Here is a 20,884-nt window from a genome sequence, read left to right as displayed (position 1 = left end):
CTCCTGAATGTCACCATTCAGGAGGTTTGTGCTTATCTTTATGCAGATGTTTTATCTTCGCTTACCTCAGTGCCATCTTTTAATAAGAGGCGAGGTGGATCTCCATGTGTCACAGTTGCCCCGGTAATCACACATTTTTCAATGTCATCACGAGAAGGCAGCTCAAACATCACATCAAGCATGATACCTTCAATGATAGAACGAAGTCCACGTGCTCCAGTCTTGCGTTCAATTGCTTTTTTAGCAATTTCAGAAAGCGCTTCTTCTTCAAACTCAAGCTCTACATTGTCAAGCTCAAGCATTTTCTTGAATTGCTTAACAAGAGCGTTTTTCGGTTTTGTTAAGATCGCAACCAACGCTTCTTCGTCGAGCTTTTCAAGACTTGCAATAACCGGAAGACGTCCGATAAATTCAGGAATTAACCCGAAGCGGAGCAAGTCTTCAGGAAGCACTTTTGAAAGAAGATCTTCTTTCTCAAGATCAGCAGCTTTATTGTCCCCACCAAATCCAATCACTTTTTGGCCTAAACGGCGTTTGATGATTTGTTCGATACCATCGAAAGCACCGCCGCAAATGAACAAAATATTTGTTGTGTCAATTTGAATGAATTCTTGATGAGGATGCTTACGTCCTCCTTGAGGCGGCACACTTGCCACTGTACCCTCAAGAATTTTAAGCAATGCCTGCTGTACACCTTCACCTGACACGTCACGTGTAATAGACGGGTTTTCTGATTTTCTTGCCACCTTATCGATTTCATCGATATAGATAATGCCTTTTTCTGCTTTTTCCACATCGTAATCAGCAGCTTGGATGAGCTTCAGGAGAATATTCTCTACATCTTCACCCACGTATCCAGCTTCAGTCAAAGACGTAGCGTCCGCAATCGCAAACGGCACATTTAAAATGCGAGCCAATGTTTGCGCCAGAAGGGTTTTACCGCTTCCTGTAGGGCCGATTAATGAAATATTACTTTTCGAAAGCTCAACATCATCAACTTTGCTGTTGGAGTTAATGCGCTTATAGTGGTTATACACAGCAACAGCGAGTGATTTCTTCGCTTGATCCTGGCCGATGACATATTCATTCAGAATTTCGCGGATTTCCTGAGGCTTCGGTACGTCTTTAAATTCTACTTCTTCTTCTGTTCCGAGTTCTTCCTCTACAATTTCAGTGCAGAGTTCGATACATTCGTCACATATATATACACCAGGTCCAGCTACAAGCTTACGAACCTGATCTTGTGTTTTTCCACAGAACGAGCATTTTAATTGTCCTTTTTCCTCGTTAAATTTAAACATTCTTTCACCCCTTAATCTTGTCTCACTTTTTCTTTTACCGGCAGAGCAAAAGAAAATGATTCTTGAAACGAACGAGTATGTATTGCATTTTACCATACTTTCCAAAAAGACGGTAACAATGTGTTTCTGACTGGCACATTCTATATGTATGACAAAAAACAGCCCTGCATTAACTATCTTGCCCCAAGAAAAAGAGATAAATCATAATTGTACAAAACAAGGCACGAATCATTCGCGCCCTGTTTTATTATTACTATTATTATGCACCATATTAACGGTTTTCTACAAGAAAATCAATCGCTTTGCGAACTTTTAAATCTTCTTTCATCGCGTCAGTAGAACCGATGGCTTGTTTAATGTTTTCAACAGGCATGTTGTATGCTTCAGCCATTTTAGTAAGCTCAGCATCAACTTCCTCATCTGATACTTCAAGGTTTTCCGCTTTCGCAATCGCCTCAAGAGTCAGGTTAGATTTTACGCGTTTTTCAGCATCTTCTTTCATTTGCTCTTTTAACGCAGCTTCATCTTGGCCTGAGAATTGAGTGTAAAGCTCAAGGTTCATGCCTTGCATTTGCAGACGCTGTTCGAATTCTTTCAGCATGCGGTCAAGCTCAGTGTCGACCATTGCTTGCGGTACATCGATTTCAGCATTTTCAGAAGCTTTCAGAACAAGCTCTTCACGCAATTTAGCGTCAGCTTCGTTTTCTTTCGCTTCTTCTAAACGTTTCTTTGTTTTTTCAGTTAGTTCAGCAAGTGTTTCCACTTCTTCATCGATATCTTTTGCAAATTCATCATCAAGCTCAGGAAGCTCTTTCGCTTTGATTTCGTGAACTTTCACTTTGAACACAGCTGGTTTGCCTGCAAGCTCTTCAGCGTGATACTCTTCAGGGAATGTCACTTCAACATCCTTCTCAGCACCTGCTTCAAGGCCAACTAACTGCTCTTCGAAACCAGGGATGAATGAACCAGAACCTACTTCAAGAGAGTAGTTTTCAGCTTTTCCGCCTTCGAATGCTTCGCCGTCAACGAATCCTTCGAAATCAAGAACAACTGTGTTTCCTTCTTCAACAGCGCCTTCTTCTTTCACAACAAGCTCAGCTTGACGTTCTTGAAGCGCTTTTAGTTCGTTTTGAACATCTTCGTCAGTTACAGTTGCATCGTCTTTTTCAACGCCCAGACCTTTGTATTCGCCAAGCTTCACTTCAGGTTTGACAGTTACTTTCGCTGTGAAGATTAAGCTTTCGCCTTTTTCGATTTTTTCAACATCGATTTCAGGACGATCTACAGGCTCGATTCCAGCTTCTTCAACCGCTTTAGGGTATTCTACAGGAAGAAGAATATCCAAAGCATCTTGGTAAAGAGCTTCTACGCCAAAGCGCTGTTCGAATAATCCGCGAGGAATTTTACCTTTACGGAATCCAGGAATCGAAACTTGTTTTACTACTTTTTTAAATGCATCATCAAGTGCTGTTTTAAACGTTTCAGCATCAACTTCAACCGTTAAAACGCCTTCGTTGCCTTCTTGTTTTTCCCATTTTACAGACATGTGTTTCCCTCCAAAAATCTATTCAGGTTGTGTCGGTCTTCCATTCTAAAGCAATCATTCGGCTTCGTCCAACAAAAACAAAGCTGCCAAAGATCAGAATCATTATGTATAAATGTTAATAATGAACTGCAAAGCCTGTCCAACCGTATTTCTTATAACCCGTTATACACAAATACAACCATTATATTATAACATAACACATAGCGCTTTCAACTATATGGCGCGATTTACAAATAAGAAATTTCTTCAATATCTTTTATCATCGTACAAGCTTCATCGAGTTCTCTGTCAGTAAACTCGTACATCATATGAAGCTCTTCTCTTTCAATTTCAATCCCGTGCATCTCGTAACCGACTTTATGCAGGGCGGCCGCCCAAAGATCGGCTGACAGCAATTTCGGCTGGAACGGATATAAAACGTATAAATGCCTTCTCCACAGTTCTTCTACTGCCGCATATAAGGTTGGATTTTCATTTCCAAGCGTCTCATCCAGCACCCGAAGAACACGGTGTAAAATCGGAGCGGCATCAGGCGGGACAATCTCAGACGGTTCAATTGTCAACGATTCGCCAAATTTAGTAACGTGTACGGGTTTGCTGTACTCGTGCTCAGCCAATAGCATCACAATCATCGTTTTGATAATCGGGTGAGCTGAGGGGTCTTGAAGAATTGTTTTGAGCAGGCCTGTATACTTCGCTACATTGCGGTCTTTTAAGGAATGAATTAAATTCATTTGCTCCTCAGGGCTTGCCAGCACTTTCTCAGTATCAATTGTATCCTCATATTCCTCGGCCCAAGCCTCGTCCTCACGTTCCGGATCGGTCATTTTTCGGCTGAAATCAAGCAGCTTATAAAATTGCTCGGCACTTTCCGCAGGAAGCTGATTTTCTTCCAAAACGGCTTCAATGGTGCTTTTGACTTCTTCGTATTTTTTGAGCTGAATTAAGATGGTCATGTACACCTGCAACACCGTAAAATAATGGCCATAGCCTTCTTTTAGCATCTTCTCGCAGACGCTTTTTGCCTCTTCCAATTCGCCCATCTCCAAAAAACAGATGGCCATCCCTAAGTGAAGATCGGATTCAGTATCATCATATTTCATGGCTTCTGAAAACAGCTCAAGTGCCTCTTGATACTTTTTTTCCTTTAGTGATGACATCCCTTTTTCCACAAGACGGTCTTTCAGATGAGGAAAAGGAATAATTTTTGCGTTCTTCTTGTCATGCGTCATACCTATATTCCTTTCAGGCATTTATTTTGTTCAAGTGTATCAACACCTGTGAACAAAAACAAGAAATGAAAGGTTTCACCAGGCAAAAAAAGCCGCCGGACAAATGCCGGCAGCTTTTTTAGGCTTGAAGCCAAGAGCTTCTTTGTGATTCAAATTGCTTGATTTCATCTTCAAGCAGAAGCGTTAATGAAATTTCATCATAGCCATTGATGAGCATCTCTTTCCAATGCGGATCAACTTCGAATGAAATTTGATTGCCTTCACTGTCATGAATTAGCTGATTTTCAAGGTTAACAGTCATTTCCAATGACTGGTTTTCATACTGACCGACAAGCTTTTTCCAATTGTCATATGGCATGCGGATCGGCAGCATACCGTTTTTAAAACAGTTCTGGTGGAAAATATCCGCAAATGACGGCGCAATGATAATTTTAAACCCATAATCATCAAGCGCCCACGGAGCGTGTTCACGCGATGACCCGCAGCCGAAGTTTTCTCCTGCTATTAAAATGGAAGCGCCTTGATAAACAGGCTGGTTTAATTCAAATTCAGGGTTCGGCTCACCTTTTGCATCATATCTCCAGTCAAAGAATGCAAAACGGCCGTAGCCTGTTCTTTCAATCCTCTTCAAAAATTGTTTAGGAATAATCTGATCTGTGTCAACATTGATTCGATTTAGTACGGCTGCTTTCCCCGTATGTGTTTTCAAAGGTTCCATCTCGCGCACTCCTTACACAACTGTTTTTTCCTGATAAAACTTTCTGACATCAATAAAGTGTCCGTGAATGGCGGCCATCGCAGCCATCGCCGGGCTGACGAGATGTGTCCTTGCACCTTTTCCTTGTCTGCCCTCAAAGTTGCGGTTAGAGGTTGACGCACAACGCTCTCCCTCGGGAACAACATCATTATTCATGCTTAAACACATGCTGCAGCCTGACTCTCTCCATTCAAATCCAGCTTCCAAAAAAATCTGGTCAAGCCCTTCTTTTTCAGCCTGAAGCTTCACGCTTTGAGATCCGGGAACAACGATGGCTCTAACGCTATCAGCTACCTTCTTCCCTTTGATCATATCAGCAGCCTGGCGAAGGTCAGTCATGCGGGAATTTGTGCAGGAACCGATAAATACATGCTCCACTTTAATGTCTTCAATTTTCTGATGAGGGGTCAACCCCATATATTCATAAGCGCGAATCGCTTCTTTTTTGTCATCTTCTGCGGAGAAGCTTTCCGGTGCAGGAACTTCAGAATCAACCGGAAGAACCATTCCCGGGTTGATGCCCCATGTCACCATAGGAGAAATGTCGTTGCCGTCAAGGACGATAGATTTATCGTAAACAGCGCCCGGATCTGTGCGCAACGCCCTCCATTCCTCTACAGCCTTATCAAACTCTTCGCCTTTTGGCGTGTACTTGCGGTTTTTGCAATATTCAAATGTCACCTCGTCAGGTGCAATCAAACCAGCTCTAGCTCCTGCTTCAATTGACATATTGCATACGGTCATTCGTTCGTCCATCGTCATATTTCTGAATACTTCCCCAGTGTATTCAATGACGTAGCCAGTGCCGAATTTCACTCCGTATTTGCCGATGACTGCAAGAATGACATCCTTTGCCGTTACCCCTTTTTGAAGCGTGCCGTCTACGCGCACTTCAAGTGTTTTCGGTCGCTGCTGCCAAAGTGTCTGTGTGGAAAGGACATGTTCAACTTCACTCGTCCCGATTCCGAACGCAAGAGCCCCGAATGCGCCATGGGTTGATGTATGGCTGTCGCCGCATACAATCGTTTTCCCCGGAAGCGTCAAGCCCAGTTCAGGGCCGACGACATGGACAATCCCTTGATCCACACTGTGAAGATCGGCAAGGCGCACGCCAAATTCTTCACAGTTTCGTTCAAGCGCCGTCACTTGGCGTTTCGCCACTTCATCCTTTATCTCAAAACGATTGACGGTCGGGATGTTGTGGTCCATTGTCGCAAATGTGTTTTGAGGTCTTCTGACCTTTCTTCCCTTTTGTCTCAACCCTTCAAATGCCTGAGGAGACGTGACCTCATGGATAAGATGCAAATCAATATAGAGAAGATCCGGTTTTCCCTCACCATGTTTTACAATATGCTGATCCCAAATCTTTTCGATGATCGTTCGAGGCATCATCTTTTACTTCCTCCCTCTACCTATGAACTAAAACCGCTTTAACGTAAGCCGTCACACATTAGAAATTGTATTTTCACTCATGATTGCTGCCTTAACTTCCTCTGTAATGGCCTGAGTGCTGCTGAACTCTTCGCCTCGTGCCAAGTCTCTTGTTCTCTTTCCGGAAGCCAAGACTTTGTTAACCGCATCTTCTACCGCTTTCGCTTCCTCTTCAAGCCCGAAAGATGTTCTCAAAAGCATTGCCGCTGACAATATGGCCGCGAACGGATTTGCCATCCCTTTACCGGCTATGTCAGGCGCGGAGCCATGAACAGGCTCAAACAGATGAAGACCTGAGCTTGATAGGCTGGCTGACGGGAGCATTCCGAGTGAGCCTGTAAGCATGGACGCTTCATCGCTTAAAATATCACCGAACATGTTTTCAGTCACCACAACATCAAATTGATTCGGTGCATAAATCAGCTGCATGGCCGCGTTATCCACAAGCATGTGCTCCAGCTTCACATCAGGAAAGTCTTTTGCAACGTCCTCAGCCACTTCGCGCCACAGTCTGCTTGATTCAAGAACGTTCGCTTTATCAACAGAGGTCACTTTGCCTTTTCTGGCTGCCGCCATTTTAAAACTCTCTCTGATCACGCGTTCAATTTCTGTCCGCTTATAAAACAGTGTGTCTACTGCTTCCTGCTCACCATCAGTGTTTACATAGCGTTTGCTCGGCTGGCCGAAATACAAGCCGCCTGTCAGCTCACGGACGATAACGAAATCAACGTTATCTATATATTCTTTTTTCAAAGGTGAAGCGTCAGAAAGACTTTCAAACACCTTCACAGGCCGCAGGTTCGCAAACAAATCGAGCTGTTTTCTGATGCTGAGCAGCCCTTTTTCCGGTCTTAGCTCCGAAGGATTTTGATCCCATTTCGGTCCACCGACAGCGCCAAGCAATATAGCGTCGGCATTTTTACAAGCGGCAACGGTTTCCTCCGGGAGGGGGTTGTTATGTTCATCAATCGCCGCCCCTCCAATCAGGCTATATTCAAATTCAAATTCATGGTTAAAGCGTTCGGCAACACTTTTCAGCACGTCTGTCGCTGATTCTAATACTTCAGGGCCGATCCCGTCTCCGGGCAATAGAGCAATACGTTTCTTCAAGTTAACCTTTCTCCTTTCTCTTATGATCCGACAGCTGTATGATTTTTAAGTCCGCTCATATTCGACTGGAAAACCAATTGACGGTTGACTGCGTTCAAATAGGCTTTCGCTGAAGCTTCTAATACGTCTTGCGCTATGCCCCGCCCTGCTGATTCTTTTCCGTTCACCAAAACTCTTACATACACCTGGGCAAATGCGTCTTCGCCTTTTCGATTGGACTGAATGCGGTAATCCAAGAGCTCCACGTCTTTATCGATGCAGCGCTCAAGCGTGTTGTAGATGGCTTCCACGCTTCCGGCTCCAGTTGCCGCTTCTTGAATAAGTTCTGCGTTTTCTTGATTTTTCAAAGAAAGTGTAGCCGTAGGAACCTGACTTGTTCCGTAATGCACTTGTAGGGAAAGAAATTCGTACCCAATCTTGCGGTCTGTTACTTTTTCTTCTAAAATAAGAGAAACAAGATCCTCATCAGTGATTTCTTTTTTCTTCTCAGTCAACTCTTTGAACATCGTAAAAAATTTATTAATCTCTTCACTTTCAAATTGGAATCCTAAAGCAGTCAGCCGGTCTTTAAATGCATGGCGTCCGGAATGTTTCCCTAGGACAAGCGCATCTGCTGTTACACCGACAAGCTCCGGTGAAATAATTTCATAAGTCGATTTTTCTTTTAAGAAGCCATCCTGATGGATGCCTGATTCATGAGCAAATGCATTATCGCCCACAACCGCTTTGTTGCGCGGAACAGCCATGCCTGTCAGTTTGCTAACTAAATCGCTCGTTCGCTTAATCTCATTCAATGTAATGCCTGTTTCAACTTGATAGAAATCTTTTCTGATATGGAGGGCAACGGCAATTTCCTCTAAAGCTGCGTTGCCGGCTCTTTCACCGATTCCGTTTACAGCGCATTCGATTTGATCAGCGCCATTTTCAATTGCAGCAAGAGAGTTTGCGACTGCCATTCCCAAATCATCATGACAGTGTGCTGAAAGCTTTGCTTGATGAATGTTCGGAACGTTTTCCTTCATATATTTAAAGATATTTCCGTATTCCGCCGGGGCCAAGTAGCCGACCGTGTCCGGAAGATTAATAACACTGGCGCCTGCGTCAATGACTTTCTCTACGATTTCCGCTAAAAACGGCAGTTCAGTGCGGCAGGCATCTTCAGCTGACCATTGCACAACCGGAAAACGCTCTTTTGCATATTTCACCATTTCAACCGCTCTTTCAATCACTTGCTCACGGGTCATTTTCAGCTTGTGTTTCAAATGAATGTCCGATGTGGCGATAAATACGTGAATTCTCGGATGAGCACCGTCCTTTAAGGCTTCCCAAGCAGCATCAATATCACCTTTTACACAGCGGGCAAGACCAGTTACTGAACAATTTTTAATGGTTCTTGCGATTTCCTGAACAGCTAAAAAGTCACCCCGGGACGAAGCGGGAAACCCCGCTTCAATGATATCTGCCCCGAGTCTTTCGAGCTGCTTTGCTATGGCAAGTTTCTCCTGTGTGTTTAAGTTTACGCCAGGGGACTGTTCACCATCACGAAGCGTCGTGTCGAAAAAATTAATTTTGCGCAACGGAGACCACCGCTTCCTTTTTCTTGCCTTGTTTCACAAACGGCATCATTTCACGAAGCTTTCTTCCAACAACTTCGATTTGATGTTCGTTTTCGCTCGCATTGATGGCGTTGAAACGAGGACGGTTTACTTGGTTTTCAACAATCCACTCTTTTGCGAATGTTCCATTTTGGATATCTTTTAATACTTCTTTCATCGATTCTTTTACTTTAGCGTCAACAACACGAGGTCCTGATACGAAATCTCCCCACTGTGCTGTGTCAGAGATTGAATATCTCATACCCGCAAGTCCTTCTTCGTACATAAGGTCTACGATTAATTTCAGCTCGTGAAGACACTCAAAGTATGCAAGTTCAGGCTGATAACCTGCTTCAGTTAATGTTTCAAATCCTGCTTTAACAAGCGCGCTTAATCCTCCGCATAGAACGGCTTGCTCACCGAACAAATCTGTTTCTGTTTCTTCTTTAAATGTCGTTTCCAAAACGCCCGCTCTAGCACCGCCGATTCCTTTTGCATATGCGAGGGCTTTGTCTCTTGCTTCTCCAGTCACATCTTGATAGATCGCGAACAATGCCGGTACGCCAGCTCCTTGCTCATATGTTCTTCTTACCAAGTGTCCCGGGCCTTTAGGCGCTACCAAGAATACATCTACATCCGCCGGAGGAACAATTTGATGGAAATGAACGTTAAATCCGTGAGCGAACACCAAGGATTTTCCAGCTGTCAATTCATCTTTAATTTCAGCTTCGTATACTTTTTGCTGCTGCTCATCCGGAAGCAGAACCATGATGATTTCGGCTTGAGCTGCCGCTTCTTTTACTGAAAATACTTTATGTCCGTCTTCTTGGGCTTGAGTGAAAGATTTCCCTTGTCTAACACCGACGATAACGTCAACTCCGCTTTCTTTAAGGTTCAGGGCATGCGCGTGACCCTGCGATCCGTATCCGATAACCGCTACTGTTTTTCCTGCCAATACGTTCTCTTTGATATCACCGTTATAATATACTTTTACCATTTCAATCTCTCCCTTGTTATGTTTTATACAATAGATATTGTTTTATTGGATGACGCCTTTTGCTGGGTACCCCTCGCAAAAGCCGTTGTACCTGTTCTCGCGATTTCTTTAATGCCATAAGGTTTTAACAATTCAATAAGCGCTTCAATTTTGTTAGATTCGCCTGTTACCTGAACAACGATGCTGTCTCTGCTGACATCAACGACAGAGGCTCTGAACGGTTCTATGATTCCATTAATCTCTGATCTCGTTGACGGTGCGGATACGACCTTAATTAAGGCCAGCTCCCTCTGGACAATCGATTGATTAGTGATGTCCGTGACTTTCAGCACATCAATCTGTTTGTTGAGCTGCTTTGTCAGCTGTTCAACATCATTTTCTCCTTCAACGTGAACGACAAAGGTGATTCTGGAAATGCCGGTTGTTTCTGTGTGTCCAACTGTAATGCTTTCAATGTTGTAATGTCTTTTTGTGAATAGACCGGTGATCCGGTTTAATACGCCGGAACGGTTCACCACAGTCAATGTGATAATTCTTTTCAAGGTTTCACCCCCACCATTTCATGCAGCCCTTTCCCCGGAGCCACCATCGGGAATACTTTTTCTTCGCTGGCAACCCGCACGTCAATGACAACCGGTTCTTTTGATGTTAATGCCTCTTCCAGCTTTTCTTTCGCTTCCGCTTCTGATGAAATTCTCATTCCTTTAATGCCGTATGCCTCTGACAATTTGACAAAGTCAGGCTGAGAAGCGAATTTAGATTCTGAATAACGTTCTTCATAGAAAATTTCCTGCCACTGTCTGACCATGCCGAGACAAGCGTTATTTAAAATCACGACTTTGACCGGAAGATTCAATTCGCGAATGACATCTAGTTCTTGGAGCGTCATTTGAAAACCGCCATCTCCAAGCACCGCAACTACAGTAGCATCTTTATCTGCAAGCTGTGCGCCAATCGCTGCCGGAAGGCCGAATCCCATCGTTCCAAGTCCGCCAGATGTGACCCATTTATCTGCTTTTTGAAACGGATAAAATTGCGCTGACCACATTTGATGCTGGCCGACATCCGTTGCGACAATGGCCTCCCCTTTTGTAAATTGATGAATATATTCAATCAATTTCTGCGGTTTAAAGCCTTCTTCTTCATTATCTACATACCAGAGCGGGTACTCTTCTTTCCATTCTGCAAGCTGTTTTTTCCATTCGCTTGAATCGCTTTGTTTACCGTCTTGTTTGATCAGCTCCTGCAGGACAATTTTGCTGTCTCCGACTACAGGAATCTGTGTTTTCATGATCTTTCCAATTTCAGCAGGATCAATATCGATGTGGGCAATCTTTGCGTTTCTTGCAAAGTGCTTCAGGTTTCCTGTGACGCGGTCATCAAAACGGGCGCCGATACTAATTAAAAGATCACAATCATGAAGGGCCATATTGGCTGTATATGTGCCGTGCATTCCCGCCATCCCTAAGAAAAGCGGATGGTCGGCCGGAAAGCCTCCGAGCCCCAATAGGGTGTGTGCCACAGGGATTTGCTGCTGTTCGGCATAATTTTTTAATTCTTCTGACGCTTTTCCATGCAGTACGCCCGCACCCGCCAGGATCACCGGTTTCTTTGCGCTGCTTACAGCTTCCACAAGCTTGCGGATCTGCAAATAATTCGGCTCTGTTGTCGGCTGGTAGCCCGGGAGATTCATCTCATGATCGTAACTGAATTCTCCTTCAATTGTTGCTACATCTTTCGGAATATCAATCAATACAGGTCCGGGCCTTCCAGTTGTTGCAATATGGAACGCTTCTTTAATGATACGGGGCAGATCTTCCGGCTGGCGAACCTGGTAGCTGTGTTTTGTGATCGGCATCGTAATCCCTAAAATGTCCGCTTCCTGAAATGCATCGCTCCCGATCACTGATGTTGCGACCTGCCCTGTAAAGACGACTAAAGGCAATGAATCAATCATGGCATCCGCAAGGCCTGTAACAAGGTTTGTCGCTCCCGGGCCTGACGTGGCGATGACGACACCCGGTTTTCCAGATACTCTTGCGTATCCTTCCGCTGCATGGATCGCACCTTGTTCGTGACGGGGAAGGATATGTACCATCCCTGAATTGTAGAGCTTATCGTAAATCGGAAGCACAGCCCCGCCCGGATAACCGAAAATCATTTCTACTTTCTCTTTTTTTAATGATTCAATCAGCATTAATGCTCCGCTCATCGTCTGTGTACATTTGGCAGATGCTGAATCCACCTGTACATTAGTCCCCATTTTAGTTCCTCCTTTTGGATTCTCATCCTCTAAAGATCAATCTTTTTATTAGCTTGATAGCTGATTATTCAATAAAAAAAGCCCTTCCGCCCACAATCAGCCGCGCAGTAAATGCGATAGCTAAAAGGGGCGAAAAGGCTCTTCTTTCCGCGGTACCACCCTTGTTTACGGCCCGTTAAATCGGCCGTCTCATGGATATTTCTATCCGCTTTAATAACGAGTGAATCAAGTTCACCCGGCCAAGTCCTACTATCATTTCAGACTGGCACTCTGAGGCGAGTTCACCTTGTAAAGCTTCGCCGGTTCTCAGCTAACCCGGTTCTCTGTGGAAAGCTTTATCAAGGCTACTTATCCTCATCTGCGCTTTTCATATTCAGTCTCCGGAACAGCTTGGAGCTGTTCAAGGAGGTCATTTGTTTTTTAATTTTTCAGAATCATATTGCGATGATTTTCGCTTGTGAAGCTTGCGTTTATCTTTTGTTGAACTCATATTACGCCGCTTTGGACGCAGTGTCAACAGCATTTTTTAAAATTATTAGACAATTTTGATTAATCAATCTATATTGTATACGCTTTCATTATTGGCGCATAAGGAATTGCAAATGTTAAAAGTTTTTATAATTTTTTTATTAATCTATCAAAGATACACCAGAATTTTTCAATTTCATATAAACATGTCATATTTTATAACATTCTATCATTGGGATATAAATTGCAGTCTGACAGATGACCTTGCAAACCAATTCAATTCGGATAGGCACTTCCGTTATTCCCCCGGCATACAGTGATGGTATCTTGCAAAGAAAAGGTGATACAATGAATAAATCATTAGCTGATATGCAAGGATTCCCCACACACTTTCCCAACTTTCCGCAACCGTATTATCCTACTGCCCCTGCCTTTTACCAGCAAAGCCATCAGCCATTTGGAGGCTATGGATACGGTCAGCCATACAGCCAGGCATACAGCCCGATAAGCACTCCCTCTGCTATGTACTCCTCCTATCCATTTGCTTCAGGATTTTATGGGCAGCAATTTGCAGGGACCGGCTATAGCGGCCATGGCGGAGGTTTCAGTATCCCGGCGACACACGCCGGCGGATTCGGTGGAGCAGGCGCACACGGAGGGTTTCGGTATTAAAGATTACCACAGAGGCCGAACATTTAAATTCGGCCTCTTTTTTTGCTTTAAAATTTCTTTTTCAGAGCATATCATTCTGTAGAATAATCCATACTGTCAGATTTTCTGTCTTTATATTTGGAAAACAGAACGAAATATGATTAACATGAAATGAAAATATGTTCTGCAAACCTACAAGCTCTGAGGAGGAAATAGAATTGTATATAAAAATAGATGATGTAACTGGACATCAGGTGATCTCACTTGTGAAGGAGCACCTACATAGCATGACACTCATGTCCCCGCCCGAAAGCATTCACGCCTTAGGTTTAGAAAGGCTTCGAGAGCCTGAAATAACATTTTGGAGCGCATGGGAAGGTGATGAACTAGCCGGCTGCGGAGCACTTAAAGAAGTGGACAGCCGACATGGAGAAATCAAATCAATGCGAACATCTGCATCCCATTTAAGAAAAGGCGTTGCCAAACAAGTTCTTCAGCACATCATAGAGGAGGCTGGGAAGCGAGGCTATGAGCGGTTAAGCTTAGAAACGGGTTCAATGGCTTCATTTGAACCGGCAAGAAAATTGTATGAAAGCTTCGGTTTTCAGTACTGTGAACCGTTTGCAGACTATGTTGAAGATCCGAACAGTGTGTTTATGACGAAGGTATTGTGAGACGGCTTTATGAGGATAGATAGTGCAGGGGGAAGGTCCGTCTATCTCTTACAGTTTTCCCTTCTAAAAATTTAATAGAGTAAGTCAGCAAAAACCATCCAGCATTGCTTTGGATGGTTTTTGGATGGTTTATTTATATTTATTTACTTCGTACATCAAGATGTTTTTAAACACAACATAATCCTTTTTACTTTCAAAAGGCCCTTTGTTGTTGTCATGCTCATCTATTTCATAAAAGCCTGGTCCCTCGCCAGCATCACGCTGCTTGTACCATTTGAGGAATCCGTTCACTTCTTTCATGGACAGCTGATATTCTTTTTGCAAACCGTTTACCATTGTGATAACTAGAAGAGCGTCTCCGTCCTCTGCTGCTGATTTATCTTCAGAAGGGGTTGTTGATCCTTTGTCTTTATCTCCTGAATTGTCCTCAGAAGGGGTTGTTGATCCATTATCCTTATCTCCCGGATTCTCCTCCGAATCGGATGGTATGTTTAAATCCTTTAGCGAAATAGATATAACTGATTTAATTTTAGAATTTGCATATCCACCAACAAAACTTGATGTCTCCTCCCTTCCACCGATGACGTAAAGCGTATCATCAATAATGGCAGAAGAATGCGCCATTCTGTAGAGTGCTTTCGGATTTGTCACTGCTGTAGCTGATTGACTTTTAGGATCGTACACCTTAATTCGGTTTACACCTCCAGTCATCAGAATTTTTCCTTTGTAAGCAAGAGCAGAATAATACCCTGCTGTGAATCCGGTACCATTTTTTACCCACGTGTCTTTTTCTGGATCATAAACATAAACGATTTGGGGAATATAATGCGTTCCGCCAAGTAAATATAGTTTATTATCAATTACTGCTGTAGAAGCTCCAGTTACTTCATAATTTTTTAATGTCTGTTTTTTCTCCCATTTCTTTGTTTCGAGATCATAACTGTAAGTGGTTCCATCAAACCTATTTTCGAAGCCTACCACGTAAATTTTCTTTCCTATAACTTCAGCGTATATTTGATAGGCTGGAACCTTTCTTTCAAAAGGAAGATCATCCGATTTTTCCCACGTATCTTTTTTTGGATCATATACTTCTACTGTCTTGACAACTCCATCGTTTGACATTCCGCCCAAGACATAAATTTTCCCATCTACAGTAACTGATGCAGCTCCCCCCCTCGCTGTGGGCATGTCGGCTTTTCTTGTCCATTCATTTGTTTTAGGATCGTAGACAAACGTTTGATTCCCATAAGTACCTGATTTTACTGTCCCGCCACCTATCACATATATCTTTCCATCTACTACACCGCTGCTTGCGCCGACACGCGGCTCAGGCAAATCTGCTCTTTCTTTCCATTCAACTGTTTCCGCGCTAACTGTTTGGAGCGATTGAAACAGCGTAATAACGCATAAGAAACAAACAACGAACCATTTTTTCAAAAGAAAACACTCCTTTATTTAATTGTTTCACATAACAAATATCGGCAAGACTACGAATTTTTTCATATCTTTTCCTTTATATTCATTTTTCAGGAAATTCTAATTAAATTTTTCTCTAAAAAACTCGGATGTTTTCAATTTTGTTTATTTTAAAGAGCAGCGGGAATTACAAACGACATGAACGATAAAATATAAAATTGTTAAAGGAGGAGATTGATATGAAAAGTATAGTTGGTGTATACGAAACTCCGCAGGAAACAATCGCAGCGATTGAAGGCTTATTAACAAAAGGGTATGATTCTGATGACATTTCTGTTGTGACAAGCCGGCAAGATACAGATTATCTGGAATCACGCACAGGAACAGAAGTCAATCAAGCCATCGATGCACATGAAGGCGATTCGGAATCTTTTTTCGATAAACTGAAAGATTATTTCACAATGGATGATACTGCTACACACAACAAAGCATTATCCGATTTGGATATTAAAACCGATGAAATAGACAAGTATCAAGAGGATTTGGATGACGGGAAACTTCTGGTAGCCGTCGATACAGATGCAGATGTAAATGCTCCGATAAATAACGGCAATGCCCTCTCAGGCGGTTTTTCAAGCACAAATGAAGTGGCGGATTTTACAACGAAAGAAGAAAAAACAATGCCGCTCCGGGAAGAACAGCTGAAAGTCGATAAGGAAGACGTTCAAACCGGCGAAGTAGAGATAGGAAAAGAAGTGAAAACAGAACAAAGAGATATGGACATCCCGGTGAGACACGATGAAATTTATGTCGAACGCCGCCCAGTGGATGAAAATAAAGCGGACGCTTCTCCCGTCAATGATTCGGAAGAGATCAGAGTTCCAATCGTTGAGGAAAAGCTGGAAGTGACTAAAAAACCGGTTGTCACTGATGAAGTGGTTGTCGGTAAACGCACTGTTGAAGAAAATGAACATATTTCTGAAACTGTGAAGAAAGAAGAGCCACGGATGAATAAAGAAGGAAAAGTTGACGGCTTGGATGATGATCCGTTAAATAACAAATGAAAATCATAAGCTGACAACAAAAAACCTCAAATCCTAAATGGATTTGAGGTTTTTCTTTTGGTACGTCCCAGGAGAGATTCGAACTCCCGACCGACGGCTTAGAAGGCCGTTGCTCTATCCAGCTTCCATCCTTTTTATATCGCTATTCGTTCACGTTCATGTATAACGGTCACTTTCCGAACTTTGACCGATTGACTTAATTTTCTATTATATTTGCTTATGCTTTACAATTCAAGCATTCATATAGTAGAAAACAACCCTATTGAAAAGGTAATACAGTTGTACTTAAATCTGCTATATTAAAACGCAAAGGTATTTATTTAAAGGAGTGGTTTCATGAGAGATAACAAAGAATGTTGTCCATATTGTAAAGCTGATTTACAAGGAGAACCTATTCCTAAAGAATCGCAGAAAGTATATGGTTCTGCCCATTTCACACGAAAAATCGGTGTAAGCATTAGAAGCTGATAGGATTATTAAATGGAAATGTCCAGACTGTAACAAAGAACAGGATAGGGATTGATCATTTAAAATAATGTAATTTGAGATGGACTAGAATTAGATTCGTTTCGACAAGTTAATTCTTTCATGGTGTGTGGATGAACCGACTATAGGTTTATCCCTTTCATGTCCCAGTGAAAATGTAGACACATCCCCCATATTCTTAAGAGAGAAGTGATAGGAATCTTTTACTTGCTTCATATTCCTTAACCCTGCGATAGAATGTAGCCTTAGTCATACTTGATTTCTTCAATGCTTCAACCGCTGTAATTTCTCCTGCTTTCCATTGTTTATAAGCCTGCTCAAACTCAGTTGTAATAGTTGTTTTTAGGTCTTCCAAGGTGTTTGCCCTGTGCCTTAGCTACAGCTATCCTTCTCTTCTTCAGCAACCCACGATAATACCTGTAACATCAAGTAAGCCATGTAAGAACCGATGAGTCATTGTATTTCCGTGTATCCAACAATGGCATATCCATTTCAACAATATGTACTTTGATGTTCTGTTTGATATCTTTCCACTCGTTTAAAATCACCTCTTTGTTACGACCTAGCCTATCTAATGAATGTATGTATAACGTATCTCCTTTTCGCAAACGCAATTTCAAAGCTTGGTATTGAGTTCTATTGAAGTCTTTCCCGCTTTGCTTATCGATATGAATATCGCGCTCATCAATTCCAAGAGCATACATACTATTCAGTTGTCGTGCTTCATTTTGGTCTTTGCTGCTTACTCTAACGTATCCAAATTCTTTGTTGTCCATAATTGATTCCACCTTGAGGCATCGGTATCTTTTCTTTGATATCACTTATAAGTCTACACCCTCTGCTATCGATATTATTATCGAACTCGAATAGGGTTTCACTGCAACTCTTATTACTTTACCATGTTAAATCACATTGAGAATCTGAGTCGTGTCGGAATTTTACCGATTGTCAGTTTGTGAATGAGGGTGGTTTCTGTATCAAACCAAGACACCAACATACCCTATCCCACAACTTGACATGTATGCAACCATAAAAGACACCCAACTAATTTGGATGCCTTCTTATAACTATTTCACTTGTTCTTGTAGCACTTCTTTTAACAATTCAACCGCATTTTCTTCACTTGGGTCGTTCGTTCCGAGTTCACCTCGAAAAGCTTTGGAAAGGATAGAAGATTTCAATTCATCGATTGAGTTTGCTAAGTTTAGCATAACGTTTGCACTTTTTTCCTTTTCAATTACATTTTCAATTTTATCTATTTTCTGCTTTAGTACGTCCATAGGCGGCAATAAGATTTCATGGGACTTAAACTTTTCAAATTCAATACTATTAACAGTAGTTCCAGATTTTGAATAGTTATGTAACAAGTTCCTTTCATTTCCTTTTACATACCATAAGAAGTACTTATTTATTAATTCATCTCCAGAATCGAATACCTTCAAATCTTGATTAACTGTACATTCTGAGAGTAAAAATGCAACTGGGAGCGTTCTTTGCAAAATACCACTCCTTACAACCATTGCGACTGAACCTCTTTTTGCAAGCTTCGCTGATGAGTTGTTTAGACCTTCCTCAGTAATGTAATCCATTGTCTTTGAGATAAAAGTGGTCTTCATATCTTTAGCAGAAATCCATGGTATTCTTCCATTCCAATACTCTTCTTTTGCCTTACTTGGAGTTCCACCTCCAAAAATGGTAAACAAATCCTTAACCTTTATATTTCTCCAACCTGTAGGAAGTTTACCATTACTTAATTCTTCTTTTAAAATAGTTCTTATAATCGATGCCCGACGAAGTTCAAACGTTTCCTTCGCTTCTTCAATCAACTGCTTTGCTTCATCAATTTTACTTAAAAGCCGCTCTACTTTGTCAGCAATTCGTTTTTGTTCATTTAAAGGTAAAAGCGGAAATGCAATACTTTCAATATTCTTCCTAGATATTTGTTGAAAAGTAGTTCCTGTGCTAACCGAATAAAGATGTGACTTAATTGTTTCAAAGTAATACCTTAACAACCTGATATCTATGATATTTGATTTTATTCCTGCTACACCACGTCCAAGACAATATTGTCCATCTGCGATATTTGTTTTTCCTAAAGTTGCTCTAACAGATACAATTAACTCACCATTTTCAGATAATTTTGTGGGCTTAATTGTATATCTTTTAGCATTTGGATATGTTGCTCCCATGTCTGCTGGACCACCTATTAAAGGTATATTGTTTGAATCATCAGTAGTATATTCACCTTTAGGCGACTGTCCCATATTTATCTTACAAACATCTTTTAAAGTTACCCAAACCCAATTCTCAGGTACTTGGAATGGTTGTTCATCCTCTACAAAAAGTGCTTCTTCCAACAATTCATTAACAGTCTTCTTTCTCTTAGTCACTTTTTGACCACCTCATCCTCTTCAACAGCACGCAACTCTTCCACTACCTCATTTAATAACCCCATAGCCTGCTGAAGCTTTACAATTGCTCCTTCTGCTGATTCAATTGGATCTGGTAAGTTTTCATAAGAAGATAGTGATTCATCTGCAATCAAACCGATATCTAAACTATCCCCTTTTTTTGCAATGTCCCCTCTTGTAAACACATTCCAACGCTTATCTTCTACTTTTGAGCGGTCTTCTGCTACATATGCTTTCATGAAGTGTTCAAAGTGTGCCATTGTTAGCTGATTCCGTTTTCCGAATGACGTCATATTGGTGCGGAGATCATATACCCAAACATCCTTTGTATTATCTTGGTCTGTTTTTCCTCTTGTGAAAAATAAGACGTTAGTTTTCACACCTTGGGCATAGAAAATCCCCGTTGGTAAGCGTAAGATTGTATGCAGATTGCATTTATTCATTAAATCACGGCGAATCTGTGCACCAACCCCGCTTTCAAACAAGACATTATCAGGTAATACAACTGCTGCCCGTGCATGACCATCGTCTTTTAAAGCGTTATAAATTAACTGTAGAAAATTCAGCTGTTTATTGGAAGTTTCAAACGTCAGGTCATCACGCGAGACACTCTCTCCACCTTTTTTTGTCCCAAATGGTGGATTGGTTAAAATGACATCAAAGTTTTTCATCCACTTTCCATTACTAGATAACGAATCTCCTTGTTCCAGTCGCCCTTCGATATCATGAAGTAATGCATTCATTAGAGCAAGACGATGAGTCCCTGTGACGAGTTCCATTCCAGTAAACGCTTCTTTCTTTTGGAAAACGCCCAGTTGTGGATCTAAATCATAATAGTTATCTGTCTTATTTTTCAAATACTGGTCTGCCGCAATCATAAAACCGAATGTACCAGCTGCAGGGTCATTGCATTTTTCTCCAGGTTTAGGGTCAATCAGTTGCACCATTACATCAATTAATACACGCGGCGTAAAGTATTGACCAGCACCTGATTTTGTTTCGCTTGCGTTTTTTTCTAACAAGCCTTCATATAAATTACCTAAACCTTCTTCTTTTGCGTTGTACCAATCAAGGCCATCAATGGTCTTCAGAATTTTCTCTAAGTTCTTGGGTTCTGTAATACTTGTAGCAGCATCAGTGTAAATTTGACGCAATTGAGCATTCTCGCTATTACCCAGCTTAATTAAAAGATGTTGATAAAATGTTTTGAGTTCTACTCCTTCTTTTTCTAGCAAATCATCCCATCTATATCCTTCGGGTATTACATTTTCTGTTTGCTGTTCTTTCATCATTTTTAAAAATAAAATATAGGTTAACTCCGTGACATATTGTTGATATGTAATACCGTCATCACGAAGCACATTGCATAAATTCCATAATTTTTGAACGATTTCTTGGTTATTCATCTTTTTTCCTCCTGGAAATCTTCTATCTATTAAATCAAATTTGATGATTTTTAGTTGAAAGCGAACCTTTTCATTA

The 20,884-nt window shown here is 41.7% G+C and carries 16 protein-coding genes, 1 tRNA gene, 1 pseudogene and 1 other annotated feature; of the genes and pseudogenes, 3 read left to right on the top strand and 15 right to left on the bottom strand.

Annotated features, from left to right (window positions below; all coding sequences use genetic code 11):
- Positions 1-38 precede the first annotated feature (38 nt).
- The 10 genes from clpX to ilvB all read right to left on the bottom strand — a co-directional run bounded on the left by clpX (position 39) and on the right by ilvB (position 12,232).
- A complete protein-coding gene (clpX, locus tag AC4CV5_RS11855; RefSeq protein WP_490922851.1) occupies positions 39-1,301 on the bottom strand; it encodes an ATP-dependent protease ATP-binding subunit ClpX in 1,263 nt (420 codons plus the stop codon).
- 271 nt (positions 1,302-1,572) lie between these two features.
- Positions 1,573-2,847, bottom strand: coding sequence for a trigger factor (tig, locus tag AC4CV5_RS11850; RefSeq protein ID WP_166849965.1), 1,275 nt, complete (start codon positions 2,845-2,847; stop codon positions 1,573-1,575).
- A gap of 227 nt (positions 2,848-3,074) precedes the next feature.
- Positions 3,075-4,079, bottom strand: a complete 1,005-nt coding sequence (gene ddcA, locus AC4CV5_RS11845) for a DNA damage checkpoint antagonist DdcA (RefSeq protein ID WP_373923747.1) — start codon at positions 4,077-4,079, stop codon at positions 3,075-3,077.
- Between the two features lie 118 nt (positions 4,080-4,197).
- The gene (leuD, locus tag AC4CV5_RS11840; protein ID WP_166849959.1) at positions 4,198-4,797 is read right to left on the bottom strand and encodes a 3-isopropylmalate dehydratase small subunit; all 600 of its coding nucleotides are present in this window, start codon (positions 4,795-4,797) and stop codon (positions 4,198-4,200) included.
- A 12-nt stretch (positions 4,798-4,809) separates the two neighbouring features.
- Positions 4,810-6,228 (bottom strand): 3-isopropylmalate dehydratase large subunit, encoded by a 1,419-nt coding sequence (gene leuC / locus AC4CV5_RS11835; RefSeq protein WP_490922850.1) that lies wholly within the window; start codon positions 6,226-6,228, stop codon positions 4,810-4,812.
- A gap of 51 nt (positions 6,229-6,279) precedes the next feature.
- The gene (leuB, locus tag AC4CV5_RS11830) at positions 6,280-7,377 is read right to left on the bottom strand and encodes a 3-isopropylmalate dehydrogenase (protein WP_456520408.1); all 1,098 of its coding nucleotides are present in this window, start codon (positions 7,375-7,377) and stop codon (positions 6,280-6,282) included.
- A 20-nt stretch (positions 7,378-7,397) separates the two neighbouring features.
- Positions 7,398-8,954, bottom strand: a complete 1,557-nt coding sequence (locus AC4CV5_RS11825; protein WP_166849949.1) for a 2-isopropylmalate synthase — start codon at positions 8,952-8,954, stop codon at positions 7,398-7,400.
- Entirely contained in the window at positions 8,941-9,969 is a 1,029-nt protein-coding gene (gene ilvC / locus AC4CV5_RS11820) for a ketol-acid reductoisomerase (protein ID WP_003222549.1), read from the bottom strand. Before ilvC ends, AC4CV5_RS11825 begins: the two co-directional genes overlap by 14 nt.
- A 23-nt stretch (positions 9,970-9,992) precedes the next feature.
- A complete protein-coding gene (ilvN, locus tag AC4CV5_RS11815) occupies positions 9,993-10,511 on the bottom strand; it encodes an acetolactate synthase small subunit (RefSeq protein WP_166849947.1) in 519 nt (172 codons plus the stop codon).
- Positions 10,508-12,232 (bottom strand): acetolactate synthase large subunit, encoded by a 1,725-nt coding sequence (gene ilvB, locus AC4CV5_RS11810; protein ID WP_222143287.1) that lies wholly within the window; start codon positions 12,230-12,232, stop codon positions 10,508-10,510. The genes ilvN and ilvB overlap by 4 nt, the downstream gene beginning before the upstream one ends.
- Before the next feature lie 122 nt (positions 12,233-12,354).
- Positions 12,355-12,602: a binding site (T-box leader), on the bottom strand.
- A gap of 446 nt (positions 12,603-13,048) precedes the next feature.
- On the opposite strand from ilvB, the gene cotQ reads away from it, so the two are divergent.
- Positions 13,049-13,372 carry an inner spore coat protein CotQ gene (cotQ, locus tag AC4CV5_RS11805; protein WP_166849941.1) on the top strand — a complete coding sequence of 108 codons (324 nt, stop codon included), beginning with the start codon at positions 13,049-13,051 and terminating at the stop codon, positions 13,370-13,372.
- A 197-nt stretch (positions 13,373-13,569) separates the two neighbouring features.
- Positions 13,570-14,025, top strand: coding sequence for a GNAT family N-acetyltransferase (locus AC4CV5_RS11800; protein WP_490922848.1), 456 nt, complete (start codon positions 13,570-13,572; stop codon positions 14,023-14,025).
- Between the two features lie 129 nt (positions 14,026-14,154).
- Here AC4CV5_RS11800 and AC4CV5_RS11795 read toward each other — a convergent pair whose 3' ends face one another.
- Entirely contained in the window at positions 14,155-15,462 is a 1,308-nt protein-coding gene (locus AC4CV5_RS11795; RefSeq protein ID WP_490922847.1) for a Kelch repeat-containing protein, read from the bottom strand.
- 218 nt (positions 15,463-15,680) lie between these two features.
- Here AC4CV5_RS11795 and AC4CV5_RS11790 point away from each other — a divergent pair, with 218 nt between their 5' ends.
- On the top strand, positions 15,681-16,505 hold the full coding sequence (locus AC4CV5_RS11790) for a YsnF/AvaK domain-containing protein (protein ID WP_490922846.1): 825 nt from the start codon (positions 15,681-15,683) through the stop codon (positions 16,503-16,505).
- A gap of 58 nt (positions 16,506-16,563) precedes the next feature.
- Here the strand turns inward: AC4CV5_RS11790 and AC4CV5_RS11785 are convergent.
- The 4 genes and pseudogenes from AC4CV5_RS11785 to AC4CV5_RS11770 all read right to left on the bottom strand — a co-directional run bounded on the left by AC4CV5_RS11785 (position 16,564) and on the right by AC4CV5_RS11770 (position 20,808).
- A tRNA-Arg gene (locus AC4CV5_RS11785) sits at positions 16,564-16,655 on the bottom strand.
- 514 nt (positions 16,656-17,169) lie between these two features.
- Positions 17,170-17,767, bottom strand: a pseudogene (locus tag AC4CV5_RS11780) (recombinase family protein).
- Between the two features lie 291 nt (positions 17,768-18,058).
- Positions 18,059-19,381, bottom strand: a complete 1,323-nt coding sequence (locus tag AC4CV5_RS11775) for a restriction endonuclease subunit S (RefSeq protein ID WP_490922845.1) — start codon at positions 19,379-19,381, stop codon at positions 18,059-18,061.
- Entirely contained in the window at positions 19,378-20,808 is a 1,431-nt protein-coding gene (locus AC4CV5_RS11770; protein ID WP_490922844.1) for a class I SAM-dependent DNA methyltransferase, read from the bottom strand. Before AC4CV5_RS11770 ends, AC4CV5_RS11775 begins: the two co-directional genes overlap by 4 nt.
- Between the last annotated feature and the right edge of the window lie 76 nt (positions 20,809-20,884).

This window comes from Bacillus sp. NS1, assembly GCF_058248265.1.
The sequence above is the reverse complement of the archived record's forward strand: the minus strand, read 5'-3'. Positions and strand labels throughout refer to the sequence as shown.